This is a genomic window from Rahnella sp. ATs2, assembly GCF_051851855.1.
Taxonomy (GTDB): domain Bacteria; phylum Pseudomonadota; class Gammaproteobacteria; order Enterobacterales; family Enterobacteriaceae; genus Rahnella; species Rahnella variigena.
Genome location: NZ_JBLYPL010000013.1, coordinates 100,258 through 118,013, shown reverse-complemented (window position 1 = coordinate 118,013; position 17,756 = coordinate 100,258). Strand labels below are relative to the sequence as shown.

15 protein-coding genes are annotated in these 17,756 nt (G+C 53.6%); 8 read left to right on the top strand and 7 right to left on the bottom strand.

What is annotated here, in order from left to right; genetic code table 11:
• Window positions 1-9: 9 nt before the first annotated feature.
• Entirely contained in the window at window positions 10-2,457 is a 2,448-nt protein-coding gene (gene glgP, locus ACJY2G_RS15655) for a glycogen phosphorylase (RefSeq protein WP_120162640.1), read from the top strand.
• A 204-nt stretch (window positions 2,458-2,661) separates the two neighbouring features.
• On the opposite strand, the gene glpD is transcribed toward glgP, so the two are convergent.
• The 7 genes from glpD to ulaG all read right to left on the bottom strand — a co-directional run bounded on the left by glpD (window position 2,662) and on the right by ulaG (window position 10,183).
• A complete protein-coding gene (gene glpD, locus ACJY2G_RS15650; RefSeq protein ID WP_112291928.1) occupies window positions 2,662-4,173 on the bottom strand; it encodes a glycerol-3-phosphate dehydrogenase in 1,512 nt (503 codons plus the stop codon).
• Between the two features lie 278 nt (window positions 4,174-4,451).
• Window positions 4,452-5,210, bottom strand: coding sequence for a DeoR/GlpR family transcriptional regulator (locus ACJY2G_RS15645; protein ID WP_112291926.1), 759 nt, complete (start codon window positions 5,208-5,210; stop codon window positions 4,452-4,454).
• Between the two features lie 9 nt (window positions 5,211-5,219).
• Window positions 5,220-6,053 carry a rhomboid family intramembrane serine protease GlpG gene (glpG, locus tag ACJY2G_RS15640; RefSeq protein WP_439291916.1) on the bottom strand — a complete coding sequence of 278 codons (834 nt, stop codon included), beginning with the start codon at window positions 6,051-6,053 and terminating at the stop codon, window positions 5,220-5,222.
• Between the two features lie 299 nt (window positions 6,054-6,352).
• Window positions 6,353-7,543, bottom strand: a complete 1,191-nt coding sequence (locus ACJY2G_RS15635) for a trans-sulfuration enzyme family protein (RefSeq protein WP_112291919.1) — start codon at window positions 7,541-7,543, stop codon at window positions 6,353-6,355.
• Between the two features lie 187 nt (window positions 7,544-7,730).
• Window positions 7,731-8,051 carry a thiosulfate sulfurtransferase GlpE gene (gene glpE, locus ACJY2G_RS15630; RefSeq protein ID WP_120162637.1) on the bottom strand — a complete coding sequence of 107 codons (321 nt, stop codon included), beginning with the start codon at window positions 8,049-8,051 and terminating at the stop codon, window positions 7,731-7,733.
• Window positions 8,052-8,135: 84 nt separating this feature from the next.
• Window positions 8,136-8,891 (bottom strand): HTH-type transcriptional regulator UlaR, encoded by a 756-nt coding sequence (gene ulaR / locus ACJY2G_RS15625; RefSeq protein WP_113877221.1) that lies wholly within the window; start codon window positions 8,889-8,891, stop codon window positions 8,136-8,138.
• Between the two features lie 227 nt (window positions 8,892-9,118).
• On the bottom strand, window positions 9,119-10,183 hold the full coding sequence (gene ulaG, locus ACJY2G_RS15620; RefSeq protein WP_430320432.1) for an L-ascorbate 6-phosphate lactonase: 1,065 nt from the start codon (window positions 10,181-10,183) through the stop codon (window positions 9,119-9,121).
• 414 nt (window positions 10,184-10,597) lie between these two features.
• Between ulaG and ulaA the strand changes: the two genes are divergently transcribed.
• The 7 genes from ulaA (at window position 10,598) to malP (ending at window position 17,754) form a co-directional block, all read left to right on the top strand.
• Window positions 10,598-12,001, top strand: a complete 1,404-nt coding sequence (gene ulaA / locus ACJY2G_RS15615) for a PTS ascorbate transporter subunit IIC (protein WP_113877219.1) — start codon at window positions 10,598-10,600, stop codon at window positions 11,999-12,001.
• A gap of 42 nt (window positions 12,002-12,043) precedes the next feature.
• Window positions 12,044-12,352 (top strand): PTS ascorbate transporter subunit IIB, encoded by a 309-nt coding sequence (gene ulaB / locus ACJY2G_RS15610; RefSeq protein WP_013573565.1) that lies wholly within the window; start codon window positions 12,044-12,046, stop codon window positions 12,350-12,352.
• A 10-nt stretch (window positions 12,353-12,362) separates the two neighbouring features.
• Window positions 12,363-12,833 (top strand): PTS ascorbate transporter subunit IIA, encoded by a 471-nt coding sequence (gene ulaC / locus ACJY2G_RS15605; RefSeq protein WP_430320431.1) that lies wholly within the window; start codon window positions 12,363-12,365, stop codon window positions 12,831-12,833.
• A gap of 25 nt (window positions 12,834-12,858) precedes the next feature.
• Window positions 12,859-13,515, top strand: coding sequence for a 3-keto-L-gulonate-6-phosphate decarboxylase UlaD (locus tag ACJY2G_RS15600; RefSeq protein ID WP_113877216.1), 657 nt, complete (start codon window positions 12,859-12,861; stop codon window positions 13,513-13,515).
• Window positions 13,516-13,525: 10 nt separating this feature from the next.
• Entirely contained in the window at window positions 13,526-14,386 is an 861-nt protein-coding gene (locus ACJY2G_RS15595) for an L-ribulose-5-phosphate 3-epimerase (RefSeq protein WP_430320430.1), read from the top strand.
• Window positions 14,383-15,072: an L-ribulose-5-phosphate 4-epimerase gene (locus ACJY2G_RS15590; RefSeq protein ID WP_430320429.1), complete on the top strand. Its 690-nt coding sequence runs from the start codon at window positions 14,383-14,385 to the stop codon at window positions 15,070-15,072. Before ACJY2G_RS15595 ends, ACJY2G_RS15590 begins: the two co-directional genes overlap by 4 nt.
• 267 nt (window positions 15,073-15,339) lie before the next feature.
• The gene (gene malP / locus ACJY2G_RS15585) at window positions 15,340-17,754 is read left to right on the top strand and encodes a maltodextrin phosphorylase (RefSeq protein ID WP_439291915.1); all 2,415 of its coding nucleotides are present in this window, start codon (window positions 15,340-15,342) and stop codon (window positions 17,752-17,754) included.
• Window positions 17,755-17,756 lie beyond the last annotated feature (2 nt).

Here is a 17,756-nt window from a genome sequence, read left to right as displayed (position 1 = left end):
TGTAACGTTATGACTTCACCGTTTAATTACAACTCACCGACAGTCAGTGTCGAAGCGCTAAAGCATTCGATTGCCTATAAACTGATGTTTATTATCGGCAAAGATCCGTCCATTGCGACGCAACATGACTGGCTGAACGCCACGCTGTTTGCGGTTCGTGATCGTATGGTGGAACGCTGGCTGCGTTCTAACCGTGCGCAAACTTCACAGGACGTCCGGCAGGTTTATTACCTGTCGATGGAGTTTCTGATTGGACGAACCCTTTCCAATGCGTTGCTGGCGATGGGGATTTACGACGATCTGAAAAGTGCGCTCGATGAAATGGGCTTTGATCTTGAAGAACTGATCGGCGAAGAAAATGACCCGGGTTTAGGCAACGGTGGCCTCGGACGGCTGGCGGCGTGTTTCCTCGATTCGCTGGCCACGCTGGCGCTGCCGGGACGCGGTTACGGTATCCGCTACGAATACGGCATGTTCGCGCAAAGCATCATCAACGGTGAGCAAAAAGAAGCGCCAGATTACTGGCTGGAATACGGTAATCCATGGGAGTTTCAGCGTTATAACACCCGCTATAAAGTGCGTTTCGGCGGACGTGTACAGCACGAGGGCGTCAAAACCCGCTGGCTGGAAACCGAAGAAGTCATTGCCTGCGCTTACGATCAGGTGATTCCGGGTTACGACACTGATGCCACCAATACCCTGCGGTTGTGGGGCGCGCAGGCGAGTAACGAAATCAATCTGGGTAAATTTAATCAGGGCGATTACTTTGCGGCGGTGGAAGATAAAAACCATTCCGAAAACGTGTCGCGCGTTCTGTATCCCGATGACTCGACCTATTCAGGCCGCGAGCTGCGGTTACGCCAGGAATATTTCCTGGTGTCGGCGACCGTGCAGGACATCCTCAACCGCCATTACACCACGCACCATACTTACGACAATCTGGCCGACAAAATTGCTATTCACCTCAACGATACGCACCCGGTGCTGTCGATCCCTGAGCTGATGCGTCTGCTTATCGACGAGCATAAATTTGAATGGAAAGACGCGTGGGAGACGGTGTGTCGGGTGTTCTCTTATACCAACCACACGCTGATGAGCGAAGCGCTGGAAACCTGGCCGGTAGACATGATCGGCAAGATCCTGCCGCGTCATCTGGAGATTATTTTCCAGATTAACGATCACTTCCTCAAAGAAGTGGCGGAGAAAATTCCCAACGATAACGGCCTGCTGTCACGCGTTTCGATAATCGATGAAGGGAATGGCCGCAAAGTGCGGATGGCATGGCTTGCGGTCATCGCCAGCCACAAAGTCAACGGCGTGTCGGAGCTGCATTCCGAGCTGATGGTGCAGTCGCTGTTTGCTGATTTTGCCCGCGTTTATCCGGATCGTTTCTGCAATAAAACCAATGGCGTGACGCCGCGCCGCTGGCTGGCACTGGCCAACAAACCGCTGTCGGCGGTGATTGATGATGCCATCGGCCAGACCTGGCGTTCTGATCTCAGCCAGCTGGCGGAACTGAAACAGAATCTGGATTACCTGAGTTTCCTGCAGGCGATCCGCAAGGCCAAGCTGGACAATAAAAAGCGGCTGGCGCTGTATATCGCCCAGAAACTGAACATTGTGGTGGATCCGAAAAGCCTGTTCGACGTGCAGATCAAACGCATCCACGAATACAAACGTCAGCTGATGAACGTGCTGCACGTCATCACCCGTTATAACCGTATTCTGGAAGAGCCGGACGCCGAGTGGGTACCACGCACGGTGATTTTCGCCGGTAAAGCGGCATCGGCCTATTACGCCGCCAAACAGATCATCCGGCTGATCAACGACGTGGCGACGGTGATCAACAGTGATCCGCGTATCGGCAACAAACTGAAGATCGTCTTCATTCCCAACTACAGCGTCAGTCTGGCACAGCTGATCATTCCGGCGGCGGATCTTTCCGAGCAGATCTCGCTGGCGGGTACTGAAGCGTCTGGTACCAGTAACATGAAATTTGCCCTGAACGGCGCGCTGACTATCGGTACGCTGGACGGTGCCAACGTCGAAATGCTCGAACATGTGGGTGAGGACAATATCTTTATCTTCGGCAATACCACGCCGCAGGTCGAGGAACTGCGCCAGAAAGGTTACAACCCGCATACCTATTTCGAGCAGGACGCTGAACTGCATCAGGTGCTGACGCAAATCGCCACCGGCGTCTTCAGCCCGACCGAGCCGAAGCGCTACACCAACCTGTTCGATACGCTGGTCAATCTCGGTGATCACTATCAGGTGCTGGCGGATTACCGCAGTTATGTCGATACGCAGGATAAAGTCGATGAGCTGTATAAACTGCCGGAAGAGTGGACGCGCCGCACGTTGCATAACATCGCCAACATGGGCTATTTCTCTTCGGATCGTACCATTCAGGAATACGCCGATGAGATCTGGAATATTAAGCCGGTGAAGTTGTAGAGCGGGGATAAAGGTGGGACTTTCAGCTCCTCCCCCTTCGCAGGGGATTCAGAAGCGACTTCAATCAGCACCCTCCCCTGTGAAGGGGAGGGTTGGGGTGGGGTATTAAGGTCAAAAACAAAATGTTAAGTGTGCATAAGCACTTGTTTTGTCTGTTAAACCCCCTCCCGGCCTCCCCCTTCGCAGGGGGAGGAGCTAACTAATTTAAGATGCCAGCGACAAATGTTTCTTCTGCTGTTTGTGTGTTTCCAGCCATTCGGCGACGCGCTGTTGCTGAGTTTTATCCAGCCACATACCGAGTTTTGTACGACGCCAGATAGCATCATCAAGCTGTGAAACCCACTCTTTTTCCACCAGGTAACGCAGTTCCGCTTCGTAGAACCCGTGACCAAAATCTTCGCCCAGCGATTCCAGGCTGGTCGCGTCATTCAGGAACAGCTCCGTCTGGCTGCCGTAAGTCCGTGCATACCGGCGTGCCAGTGATTCCGGTAACCATTTGAAGCGGGTGCGCAGATTGGCACTGTAGGTATCACGGTCGCCGTTCAGTTTCCCGCCCGGCAATACGGCCGTTTTGGTCCACGCCGGACCGGCTTTCGGATAGTACTTCACCAGTTTTTCCAGCGCGTGTTCCGCCAGTTTACGGTAGGTAGTCAGCTTGCCGCCAAATACAGAAAGCAGCGGCGCTTTGCCGTCCTGATCGTGAACATCGAGCGTGTAATCGCGGGTTACGGCTTGCGGTGAATCAGATTCGTCATCACACAGCGGACGCACGCCGGAATAAGTCCAGACGATGTCTTCGGTGGTCAGCTGTTTCTTAAAGTGGTCGTTATACACTTTCAGCAGATAACCGATTTCTTTATCGTCGATTTTCACGTCTTTCGGATCGCCGTGATATTCCACGTCGGTGGTGCCGATGATCGAGAATTCATCCATCCACGGGATCACAAACACAATACGGTGATCTTCGTTTTGCAGAATGTAGGCCTGCGGCTGATTGTGCGCGCGTGGCACCACAATATGGCTGCCTTTGATCAGACGAATACCGTAAGGCGATTTCAGCTTCAGGCCGTCGTCGAAGAAATGTTTTACCCACGGACCGGTAGCATTCACCAGACCTTTGGCGCGCCAGGTATAGGTTTTGCCGGTGTCGATATCTTCGGCTTCCACCATCCACATGCCGTCTTCACGCCATGCGCGGGTCACCCGGGTGCGGGTACGGACTTCGCCGCCACGCTCTTCCACTTCCTGAGCGTTGACGACCACTAAACGCGCGTCATCCACCCAGCAGTCTGAATATTCAAAACCTTTGGTCAGTTCGGGTTTCAGCACGGATTCACTGCCGAATTTCAGGCCTTTACTGGCCGGCAGGCTGGTGCGTTTGCCCAGATGGTCGTAAAGGAACAGACCGGCGCGGATCATCCAGGCCGGACGCAAATGCGGCTGATGCGGTAAACGGAAACGCATCGGGAAAGCAATATGCGGCGCCATTTTCAACAGCACTTCACGTTCAGCCAGCGCTTCGCTGACCAGACGGAATTCGTAATGTTCCAGATAGCGCAGGCCACCGTGGATCAGTTTCGAACTGGCCGAAGAGGTCGCGCAGGCCAAGTCTTGCGCTTCAAGCAGCAGAACAGACAGCCCGCGGCCAGCTGCATCTACTGCGATGCCGGTACCATTAATACCGCCACCAATTACGATCAAGTCTTTGGTTTCCACGTCATCTTCCTCCAGATGTTCGCAATAGCTCTTTTATGTTCGTTTTCGCTCATGATTGTAATCGAGAATCGACAAACAAGCCAAGCGTTAACCAAATAAAAACAATTATGCGTGATGAAGGTAACATTTTTGTGTCGGTTTCGAGCATAAAGGCAAAGAGGGAACGAAACCGAACGCGGTGAAGCGTGGAATTTTTCGAAATTGTTCGTTTGAAAGAGAAGAGAGGAGGGAGAAGAAAACCAGGAGCGCGGCATTCGCGCTCCTCAAAAAAACAACAATTAGCAGAGTTCGAGATGAACGTCGTATTTATCGATAATGCTTTTTACACTGTCCGGCGGCTGTTTGTCGGTAAACATGTAATGGATTAAATCCATTTTACCGAGGTTAACCATGGCGTTACGGCCAAATTTAGAATGGTCGGTGACCAGCATGACGCAGCGCGAGTTTTCGATAATCGCACGCTTGGTGCGCGCTTCGTGATAATCGAATTCGAGCAATGAGCCGTCCATATCAATGCCGCTGATGCCGAGAATGCCGTAATCGAGGCGGAACTGAGAGATGAAATCGAGCGTCGCTTCACCCATGATCCCGCCATCACGGGCGCGAACTTCGCCGCCGGCAAGAAACAGACGGCAGTCATCTTTGGCACTGTACAGCGTGGCGACATTCAGATTATTGGTGACGATACGCAGGTCTTTATGATTCAGCAGCGCATGTGCCACGGCTTCCGGCGTGGTGCCGATATCAATAAATAAGGTCGAACCGTCGGGGATCTGGCTGGCAACGCGCGCGGCAATTCTCGCTTTCGCTTCTGACCACATCACTTTACGGTCGTTATACGCCGCATTCACCGAGCTCGACGGTAATGCCGCACCGCCGTGGTGACGGTGAATTTTATTCTGTTCGGCCAGGTCGTTGAGATCACGGCGAATAGTTTGCGGGCTGACTGCAAAATGCTCCACCAGCTCTTCGGTACTGACATAACCCTGCTGGCGGACTAAATCGATAATCGCATCATGGCGTTGTGTTTGTTTCACCCGGATCCCCTACTTACTTTTTTTGTTGCGCGGAGTGCGCGTATCAACAAATGCCATCACCAGACCCAGACCCAGGCCAAAGGCGTGTGCGGCATTAGCCACGGCTGCGCCACCTGTGGCATAACCGATGAACATAAAGATCAGAGAAATAACCAGTAATCCGCCGGGCACGTACAAGCGGCTTTCCGGTTTCAGTTGCCCGCTCAGCCAGGCGTAACCCATCAGCGCGTACACCACGCCCGACAGTCCGCCAAACCAGACGCCGCTGACCATCGACTGGCCCCAGCCGCTGATTAACGCAGAAATCAGTGTGACAGTGAATAATTTTCCGCTGCCCAGATGCATCTCAATCTGGCTGGCCAGATACCACCACCAGGCCAGGTTAATCAGTAACGCGATAAACGAGAAATTCATCAGGGCAGGCGTGAACCAGCGCCACACCTGGAAGACGCGCGAACTGTCCGGCCACGCCAGCCAGCTCATCACTAACTCGTCACCCACCATTTGTTGCAGGATAAACACCGCCAGACATAACACAATCATGCCGATGGTCAGCGGGCCCGCGCGGGAGCGCAGACTTTTAAGAAACGGGGTGTGCGACATTTTTAAATGCGGCTGCGCTTTTCCGGTTTTCCAGCTGGCTTCCTGATAACGCGGGTGCAGCGGATCGCGGACAAACAACGCGACCTGTTTTTCGGCCTCTTCCAGACGGGATTCGTCTTCCAGCCAGAGCTGAACTTCCTGACTTTCAAGTTTTATGGTCAGTGTAAAACCCTGCGTTGCCATGTAATCGACAAACGCCTGAGCGAGGCGGGGATTGTTCAGATTTAGAATGCGCACCATAGCGTTAAGCGGTTTCCCTAATTGTTTGATTTGCTGCCGTCATTTTAGGGCAATACCTTATCTGTCAGCGTGAAGGAAGTCGATTATAACGTCAGACAGGTAAAGGAGGGGAATTTAGGAATGCTGTACCGTCAGTAGTGAACAAAAAAATAACGCGGGTGTGAGATGGATCAGTATCTGATGAAATCTTAAGAAATAACTACCCTGACCGATGGAAGGGAAATCGCCAGTATTCTGGCGATAAATGCCAGTTTTCGCCAGAATACTGACAGAAACTGGCATGTTAATTACCTGTTTGCTTACAATCCTTCCAGCGCCTGTTGCAGGTCCGCAATCAGGTCTTCGGTGTCTTCAATACCAATACTGATGCGCACCAGTCCGTCGGTAATACCGCTCTGACGGCGGATTTCCGGCGCGACGGCGCTGTGCGTGGTGGACGCCGGATGGCAGGCCAGCGAATCGGTGTCTCCCAGAGAAACCGCCTGCGTGATGATGCTCAGCTTATCGAGGAAAGTCCGTGCCGCGTTCAGCCCGCCTTTCAGCTCAATGGCCATAATCCCGCCAAACAGTTTCATTTGTTTAGATGCCGTAGCGTGACCCGGATGCTGTTTCAGTCCCGGATAAAACACGGTGTCTACTGCGCTGTGCCCGTCGAGGAATTCCGCAACTGCCTGCGCGCTCAGAGAACTGGCCTCGACGCGCAGCGGCAAGGTTTTCAGGCCGCGGATCAGCAAACTGGCTTCGAACGGGCTCAGATTTCCGCCGAACTGTTTCAGGCCCAGGGTGCGGATTGGCGTGATCAATGCCGCAGGACCGGCCACCACGCCGCCGGTCGCATCGCCATGACCGCCGATGTATTTGGTCGCGGAATGCAGAACGATATCAATGCCCAGTTCCAGCGGGCGCGTCAGGTACGGCGTGGCAAACGTATTATCCGCCACACTGACTGCACCGGCGGCTTTGGCAAGGCGGGCAATTTCTGCCAGATCGGCGATATCCAGCCCCGGGTTAGCCGGTGTTTCCACCAGTACCACTTTGGTATTTTTGGTGAATGCCGCTTCCAGTTCGTTCACATTCGTGACGTGAACCGGTTTGATGCCATAACGCGGCAACAGGTTGCGCACCACACCTTCGGTGCCGCCGTACAGCGTGCCGATATGAATGATTTCATCGCCGGGAACCAGCAGGGCAAACAATGTGGCGCTGATCGCCGCCATGCCACTTGCGCAGGCCACGGCGGTTTCTGCGCCTTCGAGTGCCGCCAGTTTCTGTTCGAAAACGGCCACCGTCGGATTGGCGAAACGGCTGTAAATATAACCGGGTTCTTCACCGCTGAAACGACGTGCGCCGCTGTCAAAGTCCGGGTACGAAAATGCCGATGCGGCGGTGATAGGTGTCGCAATCGCGCCGGTCAGGGCATCGGGCTGCTGTCCGCCATGAACGGCGAGCGTACGCATCCCTAAAGAACGTGAAGTGTTCAGATGTTTCATCTTGGAATCCTGTCGATAGTAGGCAGAAATTATATCAACACTGGAGAAAGGTAGCTTTTTCAGCTTAAGAACATTTTCGGCGCAAACTCATTAGCCTGGTTATAAAGACCTGGGTTAAAACGACCCGGTTTATAAAGACCCAGTTAATAAAGACTATAGCCTGCGCCGGAGGCAAATAAAGGTGGGATCAGGCTTCGATATCTTGCGGGAAGGTTTTTGACCAGGCTTCGAAACCGCCGTCAACGCTGTACACCGACTCGAAACCCTGAGAAATCAGGAATTGCGCGGCGCCACGGCTGCTGATGCCGTGATAGCACATCACCAGTACCGGCGTTTTGGCATCGGCCTGCTGAATAAAGGCGGGCAGGCTGTCGTTGCTCAGGTGATAAGCGCCCGGGGCATGTGCTGCGCCGAAGCTTTGCGGGTCGCGGATATCGACCATCACGGCTTCGCCTGAAGTCAGGCGGGTATGCGCTTGTTCAACGCTGATTGCTTCAAATTGTTCCATTCTGGTCGTGCCTCATAAAAGGTTATGCCGCTATTCTACCCAATAATTGCGCGACTAAGACCAGACGAAAAGCAGGGTTAAGCATTAAACGAGGATCACCTGCACACCTTTCTGGCGTAATTGTTCGATGATTTCACTGTTGGCTTCTTTGCCGGTGATGAGCACATCGATTTGCTCGGTGCGGCTGAACAGCATACCTGCACGTTGGCCGATTTTGCTGCTATCGACCAGTGCCGCCAGTTTTCCGACATAATTCAGCATCTTCTGCTCGGCCATCGCCGTCAGCATGTCGGTTTTATACAGGCCGTCGGTGGTCAGTCCTGCGCCGCTGGTGAACATCCAGTGCCCGGCATACAGGCTGGCGTCGCCGTCCTGTGGCGCCAGGGTAATTGACTGACTTTTATTGTACTGACCGCCCATGATCACCACGCTGTCGTGTTCCTGCTCAATCAGATAATTGGCCAGCGGCAGATAATTGGTGATGACCTGAATGTCTTTCCCGCACATTTCCCGCCCCAGCAAAAATGCCGTCGACCCGCAGTTAATCACCACACTTTCACCCGGCTGGCACAGTCCGGCAGCCGCTTTGGCGATGCGCATTTTCTCATTGAGATTGTGCGTCTGATGGATGTTCAGCGGCGTCCAGTTCTGACGCGGCTGATTCACAGCTTCCGCCCCGTTACGCACTTTACGCAGTTTGCCCAGTTCGTTGAGCTTGGTGATGTCACGACGCGCTGTAGCGGGTGAAATATCAAACTGATCAATCACATCAGCGACGGAAATCTGCCCCTGACGTTGCAGCAGATCGAGAATAGCATTGTGGCGTTGTGGCTCAGTCATGGTGGCTCCGGGCAAATCGTTAAATGATTATTCCATGATTATAAACGAGCAGTAATGCGAAATGCATTGTTTATGAAGACGCAAATTAATCGGCCTCAATCAATACCCTAAATAATTCGAGTTGCAGCAAGGCGACAAGCTCAGGAAGCCCCGGGAGCTTAGTTAACTAAGTGACCGGGGGGAGTGAGCGCAGTCAACGCATCTGCAACTTGAAGTATGACGGGTATTTATAAGAAGGATTTAAACGGCAGGTCGGTTTCTGTCGTAAAGCAGTCGTCAAAGCCACGCGGATAGTGATACTCGAAGTTATCCTTATCATCCGGATACGTGAATTTACCGCCAACCTGCCAGATAAACGGTTTGAAGCCGTATTTCAGGCGATCTTTTTTCATCTCCCACAGCACACGGATTTCCTGCGGATCGGCCTGGAAATTCGACCAGATGTCGTGGTGGAACGGAATAACGACTTTGGTGTTCAGGGATTCCGCCATGCGCAGCATATCCACGCTGGTCATTTTGTCGGTCACGCCGCGCGGGTTCTCGCCATAAGAGCCGAGCGCCACGTCAATCTGATACTCGTTGCCGTGTTTGGCGTAGTAGTTGGAATAGTGCGAATCGCCGCTGTGATACAGGTTTCCGCCCGGCGTTTTGAACAGATAATTCACCGCACGCTGATCCATCATATCCGGCAATACGCCGGCGGCTTTCTGGTTTGCGGGCAGGGTAATCAGCACCGTGCGGTCGAAGGAATCCAGAGCGTGAATTTCCACGTCTTTGATCCGTATCACTTTGCCCGGCGTCATCACGATACAGCGGCTGGCAGGCACGCCCCAGTTCATCCACAAATCCACGCAGGTTTGCGGGCCGATGAACGGGACTTCAGAAGAACAGTTTTGCATGACAGCGGCGGCCACGTTCACATCGATATGATCGTTATGATCGTGGGTGGACAACACCGCGTCGATCTCCCTGATCCCAAAGGGATCGAGAACGAACGGCGTGGTGCGCAGATTCGGCTGGAGCTTCTTCACACCGGCCATGCGCTGCATCTGGTGGCCGGTTTTCATCAGCGGACTGCTGTGATTCTGCTTGCCCACGCCGCACCATAAATCGACGCAGATATTTGCGCCGCCCTCAGACTTCAGCCAGATCCCCGTACAGCCCAGCCACCACATGGCGAAGGTGCCTGGCGCGACCTTTTCCTGCTCGATTTCTTCGTTTAACCAGGTGCCCCATTCCGGAAAAGTGCTGAGGATCCAGGACTCGCGGCTGATCGTTTCTACTTTGCTCATGGTATTCCCTCATCTGAGTTGGCTTTGAAGTAGCGTCATAATGAATCATTTAATGATTATATATGATTTGTTTGTAAGAAAGTTATCATCGAAAACTCATCATGACAATGGTTTTCAGGATGTGTTTCTCAGCGGGGATAGCGACAGGATCGGATGAAGATGTATGGATTTAGCGAGATATCCGTTTTTGTTTAAATGATTATCATATTGAAATGCATAGTAAATATAAGAATTTTCATTGCGGTGGCAATGACACATCATGACGATATCTTGCGAGACTGCTCACAAATAATCATTATGAATCTTTATCTGATTCGATGTGAGCATTAGAGTGCATCTGTCCCTCACTGTTTAGCGCGGAGTTTGCTATACAAACGTGCTGAAGAGATCAAACAAGGTCAGACGGAGAGTCTTATGGAATTCCTCTACACCATCTTCACCGTATTTTTTAATCAGGTTATGACCAACGCGCCGTTGCTGTTGGGGCTTGTGACCATGCTCGGTTACATCCTGCTCAGGAAGAGCGCGACGGTGATCATCAAGGGCACCATCAAAACCATTATCGGCTTTATGTTACTGCAGGCAGGATCCGGCATTCTGACCGGTACCTTTAAACCGGTGGTGGCAAAACTTTCAGAAGTGTATGGCATTAACGGCGCAATATCAGACACCTATGCGTCGATGATGGCCACGGTTGAGCGCATGGGCGAGGCCTACAGCTGGGTCGGATATGCGGTGCTGATCGCGCTGGCGCTGAATATTCTGATGGTGGTGTTCCGCCGCATTACCGGCATTCGCACCATCATGCTGACCGGCCACATTATGTTTCAGCAGGCGGGGCTGATTGCGGTGTTCTTCTTCATCATGGGCTACCCGATGTGGACGACCATTTGGTCAACCGCAATTCTGGTGTCGCTGTACTGGGGAATCACCTCGAACATGATGTACAAACCGACGCAGGCCGTGACCGAAAACAGCGGCTTCTCGATTGGTCATCAGCAGCAATTCGCCTCGTGGATTGCCTGTAAGGTCGCGCCGTATCTCGGTAAAAAAGAAGACAGTGTAGAAAACCTTAAACTGCCGGGCTGGCTGAATATCTTCCACGACAATATCGTCTCTACTGCCATCGTGATGACCGTATTCTTCGGCATTATTCTGTGCTCTTTTGGCCTCGATACGCTGCAACAAATGGCCGGAAAAACTCACTGGACGATTTACATCCTGCAAACCGGTCTGATGTTTGCGGTGGCGATTTTCATCATCATTCAGGGCGTGCGCATGTTCGTCGCTGAACTGACCGAAGCCTTTAACGGCATCTCCCAGCGCTTAATTCCCGGTGCCGTTCTGGCCATCGACTGCGCGGCTATCTACAGCTTTGCGCCGAACGCCGTGGTCTGGGGCTTTATGTGGGGCACCATCGGCCAGCTGATTGCCGTCGCCATTCTGTTTGGCATGGGCTCTTCCATCATGATCATTCCCGGCTTTATCCCGATGTTCTTCTCCAACGCTACCATCGGCGTGTTTGCCAACCACTTCGGTGGCTGGCGCGCGGCGCTGAAAATCTGTCTGGTGATGGGGATGATCGAAATCTTTGGCTGCGTCTGGGCCATCAAACTCACCGGTCTGAGCGCCTGGATGGGCATGGCCGACTGGTCAATTCTGGCACCGCCAATGATGCAGGGCTTCTTCAGCCTCGGCATGGCCTTTATGGGCGTCATCGCGGTCATCGCATTGCTTTACATGTTCTTCGCCGGTCGCACCTTGCGTGCTGAAGAAGATGCTGAAAAACAAACGCTTAATCAGTCCGTTTCTCACTAATGACTTCTCATAAATGATTTATCACCAAACAAAGAGGTTCTCATGACAGTACGAATTCTGGCGGTATGCGGTTGCGGGCAGGGCAGTTCGATGATCATGAAGATGAAAATCGGCCAGTTCCTGACCCAGGAAGGCGTGGATCACACCATGAACAGCTGCGCGGTGGGGGAATACAAATCTGAGCTGAGCGGCGCCGACATTATTGTCGCCTCCACACACGTGGCGGATGAAATCACCGTCAGTGGCAACAAATACGTGGTCGGCGTGCGCAACATGCTGTCGGCGGCGGACTTCGGTCCGAAAGTGATGGAAGTGATTAACGCGCACTTTTCCGCTGATCTGAAAAAGTAAGGAGCGATGTATGAAACTGCGAGATTCGCTGGCTGAAAACAACTCGATTCGCCTTAACGCAGAAGCAGAAACCTGGCAGGACGCCGTGAAAATTGGCGTCGATATGCTGGTGGAAGCCGGTGTGGTCGAGCCGCGTTATTACCAGGCGATTCTGGATGGCGTGAAACAGTTCGGGCCGTACTTCGTGATCGCGCCGGGTCTGGCAATGCCGCATGGCCGCCCGGAAGAAGGGGTTCTCAAAACCGGTTTTGCGCTGGTGACACTGAAAACGCCACGGGTGTTCAATCATGAGGATAACGATCCGGTGGATATCCTTATTACGCTGGCGGCGGTGGATGCCAATGCACATCAGGAAGTGGGCATCATGCAGGTGGTGAACCTGCTTGATGATGAAGCCAATTTTGACCGCCTGCGCGCCTGTACTACCGCGCAACAGGTGCTGGATTTGATCGACCTGACCTCCGCCACGGCGGTTCACTAATTCGTTATCAGAGAAGGAATTCAATATGACTCATTCATTACCGATGTTGCAGGTGGCGCTGGATAACCAGTCGATGGACGATGCCTACAAAACCACGCGCCTGATCGCCAGTGAAGTCGACATTATTGAAGTCGGCACCATTTTGTGTGTCGCAGAAGGCGTGCGCGCGGTGCGAGATCTTAAAGCGCTGTATCCGGAGAAAATCGTGCTGGCCGATGCCAAAATCGCCGACGCCGGAAAAATACTCTCGCGCATGTGTTTTGAAGCCAATGCCGACTGGGTAACGGTGATTTGCTGCGCCGACATCAACACCACCAAAGGCGCGCTGGAAGTAGCGAAGGAATTCAACGGCGATGTGCAGATTGAACTGACCGGTTACTGGACGTGGGAACAGGCGCAGGAATGGCATGACGCCGGTATCCAGCAGGTGGTTTATCACCGCAGCCGTGACGCACAGGCTGCCGGTGTGGCGTGGAGCGATGCCGATATCACCGCAATCAAACGCCTTTCCGGCATGGGCTTTAAAGTGACGATCACAGGCGGTCTGGCGCTGGAAGATTTGCCGCTGTTTAAAGACATTCCGGTTCACGTATTTATTGCCGGGCGCAGTATCCGCGATGCCAAAGATCCGGTTGATGCGGCGCGTCAGTTCAAAAAATCCATCCGCCAGCTCTGGGGCTAAGGAATATCACATGATGCACAAAGCCGTTCCGCTCGGTATCTATGAAAAAGCCCTGCCCGCGGGCGAAGACTGGCTGGCACGCCTGACCATGGCGAAAGAGCTGGGCTTCGATTTCGTTGAGATGTCGGTGGATGAAACCGACCACCGGCTGGCGCGGCTTGACTGGTCACGTGAGCAGCGTTTGCAGGTCGTCGATGCGATTTCGCGTACCGGCATCCGTATTCCGTCGATGTGCCTGAGCGCACACCGGCGGTTCCCGCTCGGCGCAGAAGACGATGAAACCCGCAATCACGGGCTGGAAATCATGCGTAAAGCCATCGTGCTGGCGCAGGACTTGGGCATCCGCGTGATCCAGCTCGCCGGTTATGACGTCTGGTACCAGCAGGCCAACGATCATACCCGCGAGCGTTTTCGTGAAGGTTTGCAGGAGTCCGTCGAAATGGCCAGCCGCGCGCAGGTGACGCTGGCGATGGAAATCATGGATTACCCGCTGATGAACTCGATCAGCAAAGCGCTCGGCTACACGCATTACCTGAACAATCCATGGTTCCAGCTTTATCCTGACATTGGCAATTTATCGGCGTGGGATAACGACGTGCAGATGGAACTGGCGAGCGGCGCAGGGCACATCGTCGCCGTGCATATTAAAGACACGCAGCCCGGCGTATTTAAAAACGTGCCGTTTGGCAGCGGCGTGGTGGAGTTTGAGCGCTGTTTTGAAACCTTGCAAAAAAGCGGCTATCGCGGGCCGTATCTGATCGAAATGTGGAGCGAAACTGCCGCCGACCCGATGCAGGAAGTGCGCAATGCCCGCGCCTGGGTGGTGGATAAAATGCAAAGAGCCGGGCTGAACATGGAGGAAATGGCATGACGGAGGCACTGAAACAACGCGTATTTGAAGCTAATATGGCGCTGCCGGCTTTTGGTCTGGTGACGTTCACATGGGGAAATGTCAGCGGCATTGACCGCGAGCGCGGGCTGGTGGTCATCAAACCGAGCGGCGTGGAATACGAGACAATGCAGGCCAGCGACATGGTAGTGCTGAACCTGCAAGGTGAGGTCGTGGAAGGGCATTACAAACCCTCTTCAGATACCGCCACGCATCTCGAACTTTACGCCCGTTTCCCGCAGCTTGGTGGCATCGTGCATACCCATTCGACTTACGCAACCTCCTGGGCGCAGGCCGGAGTGGCGATCCCGCCGCTCGGCACCACGCACGCGGATTATTTTGCCGGAGCCATTCCCTGCACGCGGCCGTTGTCGCGCCACGAAGTGAACGGGGAATATGAACTGGAAACCGGCAAGGTGATCGCCGCTGCGCTGACCGGTATCGACCCGCTGCATATGCCCGGCATTCTGGTCGCCCAGCACGGTCCGTTCTGCTGGGGAACCACGCCGGAACAGGCAGTACACAACGCCGTAGTACTGGAAGAAGTCGCGAAAATGGCGTGGATCACCGGCTCCATCCGCCGTAATCAAACCCCGATGGATGATTACCTGCTGCAAAAACATTTCAGCCGAAAGCATGGGCCGGATGCGTATTACGGGCAGAAATAATCGCTATTGAGATGCCATTAAAACCCCACCCCAACCCTCCCCTTCGCAGGGGAGGGAGCCGATCGAGTTTTTGCTCCTCCCCCTGCGAAGGGGGAGGCGGGGAGGGGGTTTTAATGGCAACGCCCCATCCCTTCGACATGATTTCATGCATTTTTCCTCATCCCCGCAGTGAGCATTTTTCCAGCATAGGGTTTATACATAGATATCGCGATCACACTTTTTCTCACGGAAGCATTCCGTCCCCTCAGACAGAAAAGAGACTGCCCTATGTCGAAGATCACGTTTAAGCAGGATGTTTTTTTGGCGGCGCTCACCCGCCAGTGGCAAGCGTTCGGACTCACTTCAGCTTCAGATATGACTCAGCATCAGTGGTGGCACGCAGTCAGTGCTGCCGTCGCCGAACAACTTCCTCCGCAAAATGATACCGTCAGCGGTAAAAGCAAAAAAATTACCCGCCACGTTAACTACATCTCGATGGAATTTCTGGTCGGGCGTCTTACCGGTAACAATCTGATTAACCTCGGCTGGTACGAAAAAATTGCCAGTGCGCTGCAGCCGTTTGATATCAATCTGACTGATTTGCTGGAGGAGGAAATCGATCCGGCGCTGGGCAACGGCGGACTGGGACGGCTGGCGGCCTGTTATCTGGATGCGATGGCCTCGGTCGGGCAACCCGGTATCGGTTATGGCCTGAACTATCAGTACGGTTTATTCCGCCAGCGTTTTGTTGACGGCAAACAGAAAGAGTCGCCGGACGACTGGCACCGCAGCGAATATCCATGGTTTCGCCATAACAGTTCGCTGGCAGTCAGCGTCGGCGTCGGCGGTAAAGTCGTGAAAAATGAGCAAGGTGTTTCGCGCTGGGAACCGGAATTTACGCTGCGTGGCGAAGCCTGGGATCTGCCGGTGATGGGCTATCGCAATGGCATCACGCAGCCGCTGCGCTTATGGGAAGCCACGCATCCGCATCCGTTTGATCTCGAAAAGTTTAATGACGGCGAGTTTCTGAAAGCGGAACAACAAGGCGTCGACGCCGCCAAACTCACCAAAGTGTTATACCCGAATGACAACCATCAGGCCGGTAAACGGCTGCGCCTGATGCAGCAGTATTTCCAGTGCGCCTGCTCGGTGGCCGATATCCTGCGGCGTCACCATTTTCTTGGCCGCAAAATCAGCGAACTGCCGGATTATGAAGTCATCCAGCTTAACGATACGCACCCGACCATTGCCATTCCTGAAATGCTGCGCGTGCTGCTCGACGAGCATCAGCTGAGCTGGGATGACGCATGGCACATCACCAGCCGTACGTTTGCGTACACCAACCACACGCTGATGCCGGAAGCGCTGGAAACCTGGGACGAGCGTCTGGTGCGTAGCCTGCTGCCGCGCCATTTCCAGATCATTAAACAAATCAACGCCAACTTTAAGAAACGGGTCAGCAAAGAATGGCCGGGTGACGAGGCTGTCTGGGCGAAGCTTGCCGTGCATCACGACAAACAGGTGCGTATGGCAAACCTCTGCGTGGTTGCCGGTTTTGCGGTTAACGGCGTGGCGGCGCTGCATTCGGATCTGGTGGTCAAAGATCTGTTCCCGGAATATCACCAGCTTTGGCCGCAGAAATTCCACAACGTGACCAACGGCATTACGCCGCGCCGCTGGCTGAAACAGTGCAATCCGGCGCTGTCCGCGCTGATTGACGAACGCCTGAAAACCGACGGCTGGGTGAACAATCTGGATTTGCTGAAAGGTCTGGAAGACGGCGTCAAAGACAAAAAATTCTGCACGCAGTACCGCAAAATCAAGCACGACAATAAAGTGCGGCTGGCGGAATACGTCTGGCAGCGCATGGGGATCCGGCTCAATCCTGACGCGATTTTCGATGTGCAGATCAAACGCCTGCACGAGTATAAACGTCAGCATCTCAATCTTCTGCACATTCTTTCACTGTACCGCCAGATCCGCGATAACCCGAAACTCGACATCGTGCCGCGTGTTTTCCTGTTCGGTGCAAAAGCCGCGCCCGGCTATTACCTCGCCAAAAATATCATCTATGCGATCAATCTGGTGGCAGAGAAGATCAACAACGATCCGATCGTCGCCGATCGTATCAAACTGGTATTCATCCCGGATTATTGCGTGTCGGTGGCTGAACTGATGATCCCGGCGGCGGATGTCTCCGAGCAGATTTCTACCGCAGGCAAAGAAGCTTCCGGTACCGGCAATATGAAACTGGCGCTGAACGGTGCGCTGACCGTCGGAACGCTGGATGGTGCCAATGTCGAAATTGCCGAACAAGTCGGCGAGGACAACATCTTTATCTTTGGCCTGACCGTCGATGAAGTAAAAGCGCAGCTGAAAAAAGGCTACAAGCCGAAAGCGCTGGTGAAAAAGGACAAACATCTCAAAGCCATTCTCGACGAACTGGCCAGCGGCTTTTATGCCAATGGCGACAAGAAAGCCTTCGATCTGATGCTCAACAGCCTGCTCGACGGCGGTGATCCGTATCTGGTGCTGGCCGATTTTGCGGCCTATTGCGAGGCGCAAAAACAGGTCGATACGCTGTTCCGTAATACCGATGAATGGACGCGCCGCACGTTACTGAATACGGCGCGGGTCGGCATGTTCAGCGCCGACCGTTCTATCCGCGATTATCAGCAACGCATCTGGCAGGCCAAACGATAGGA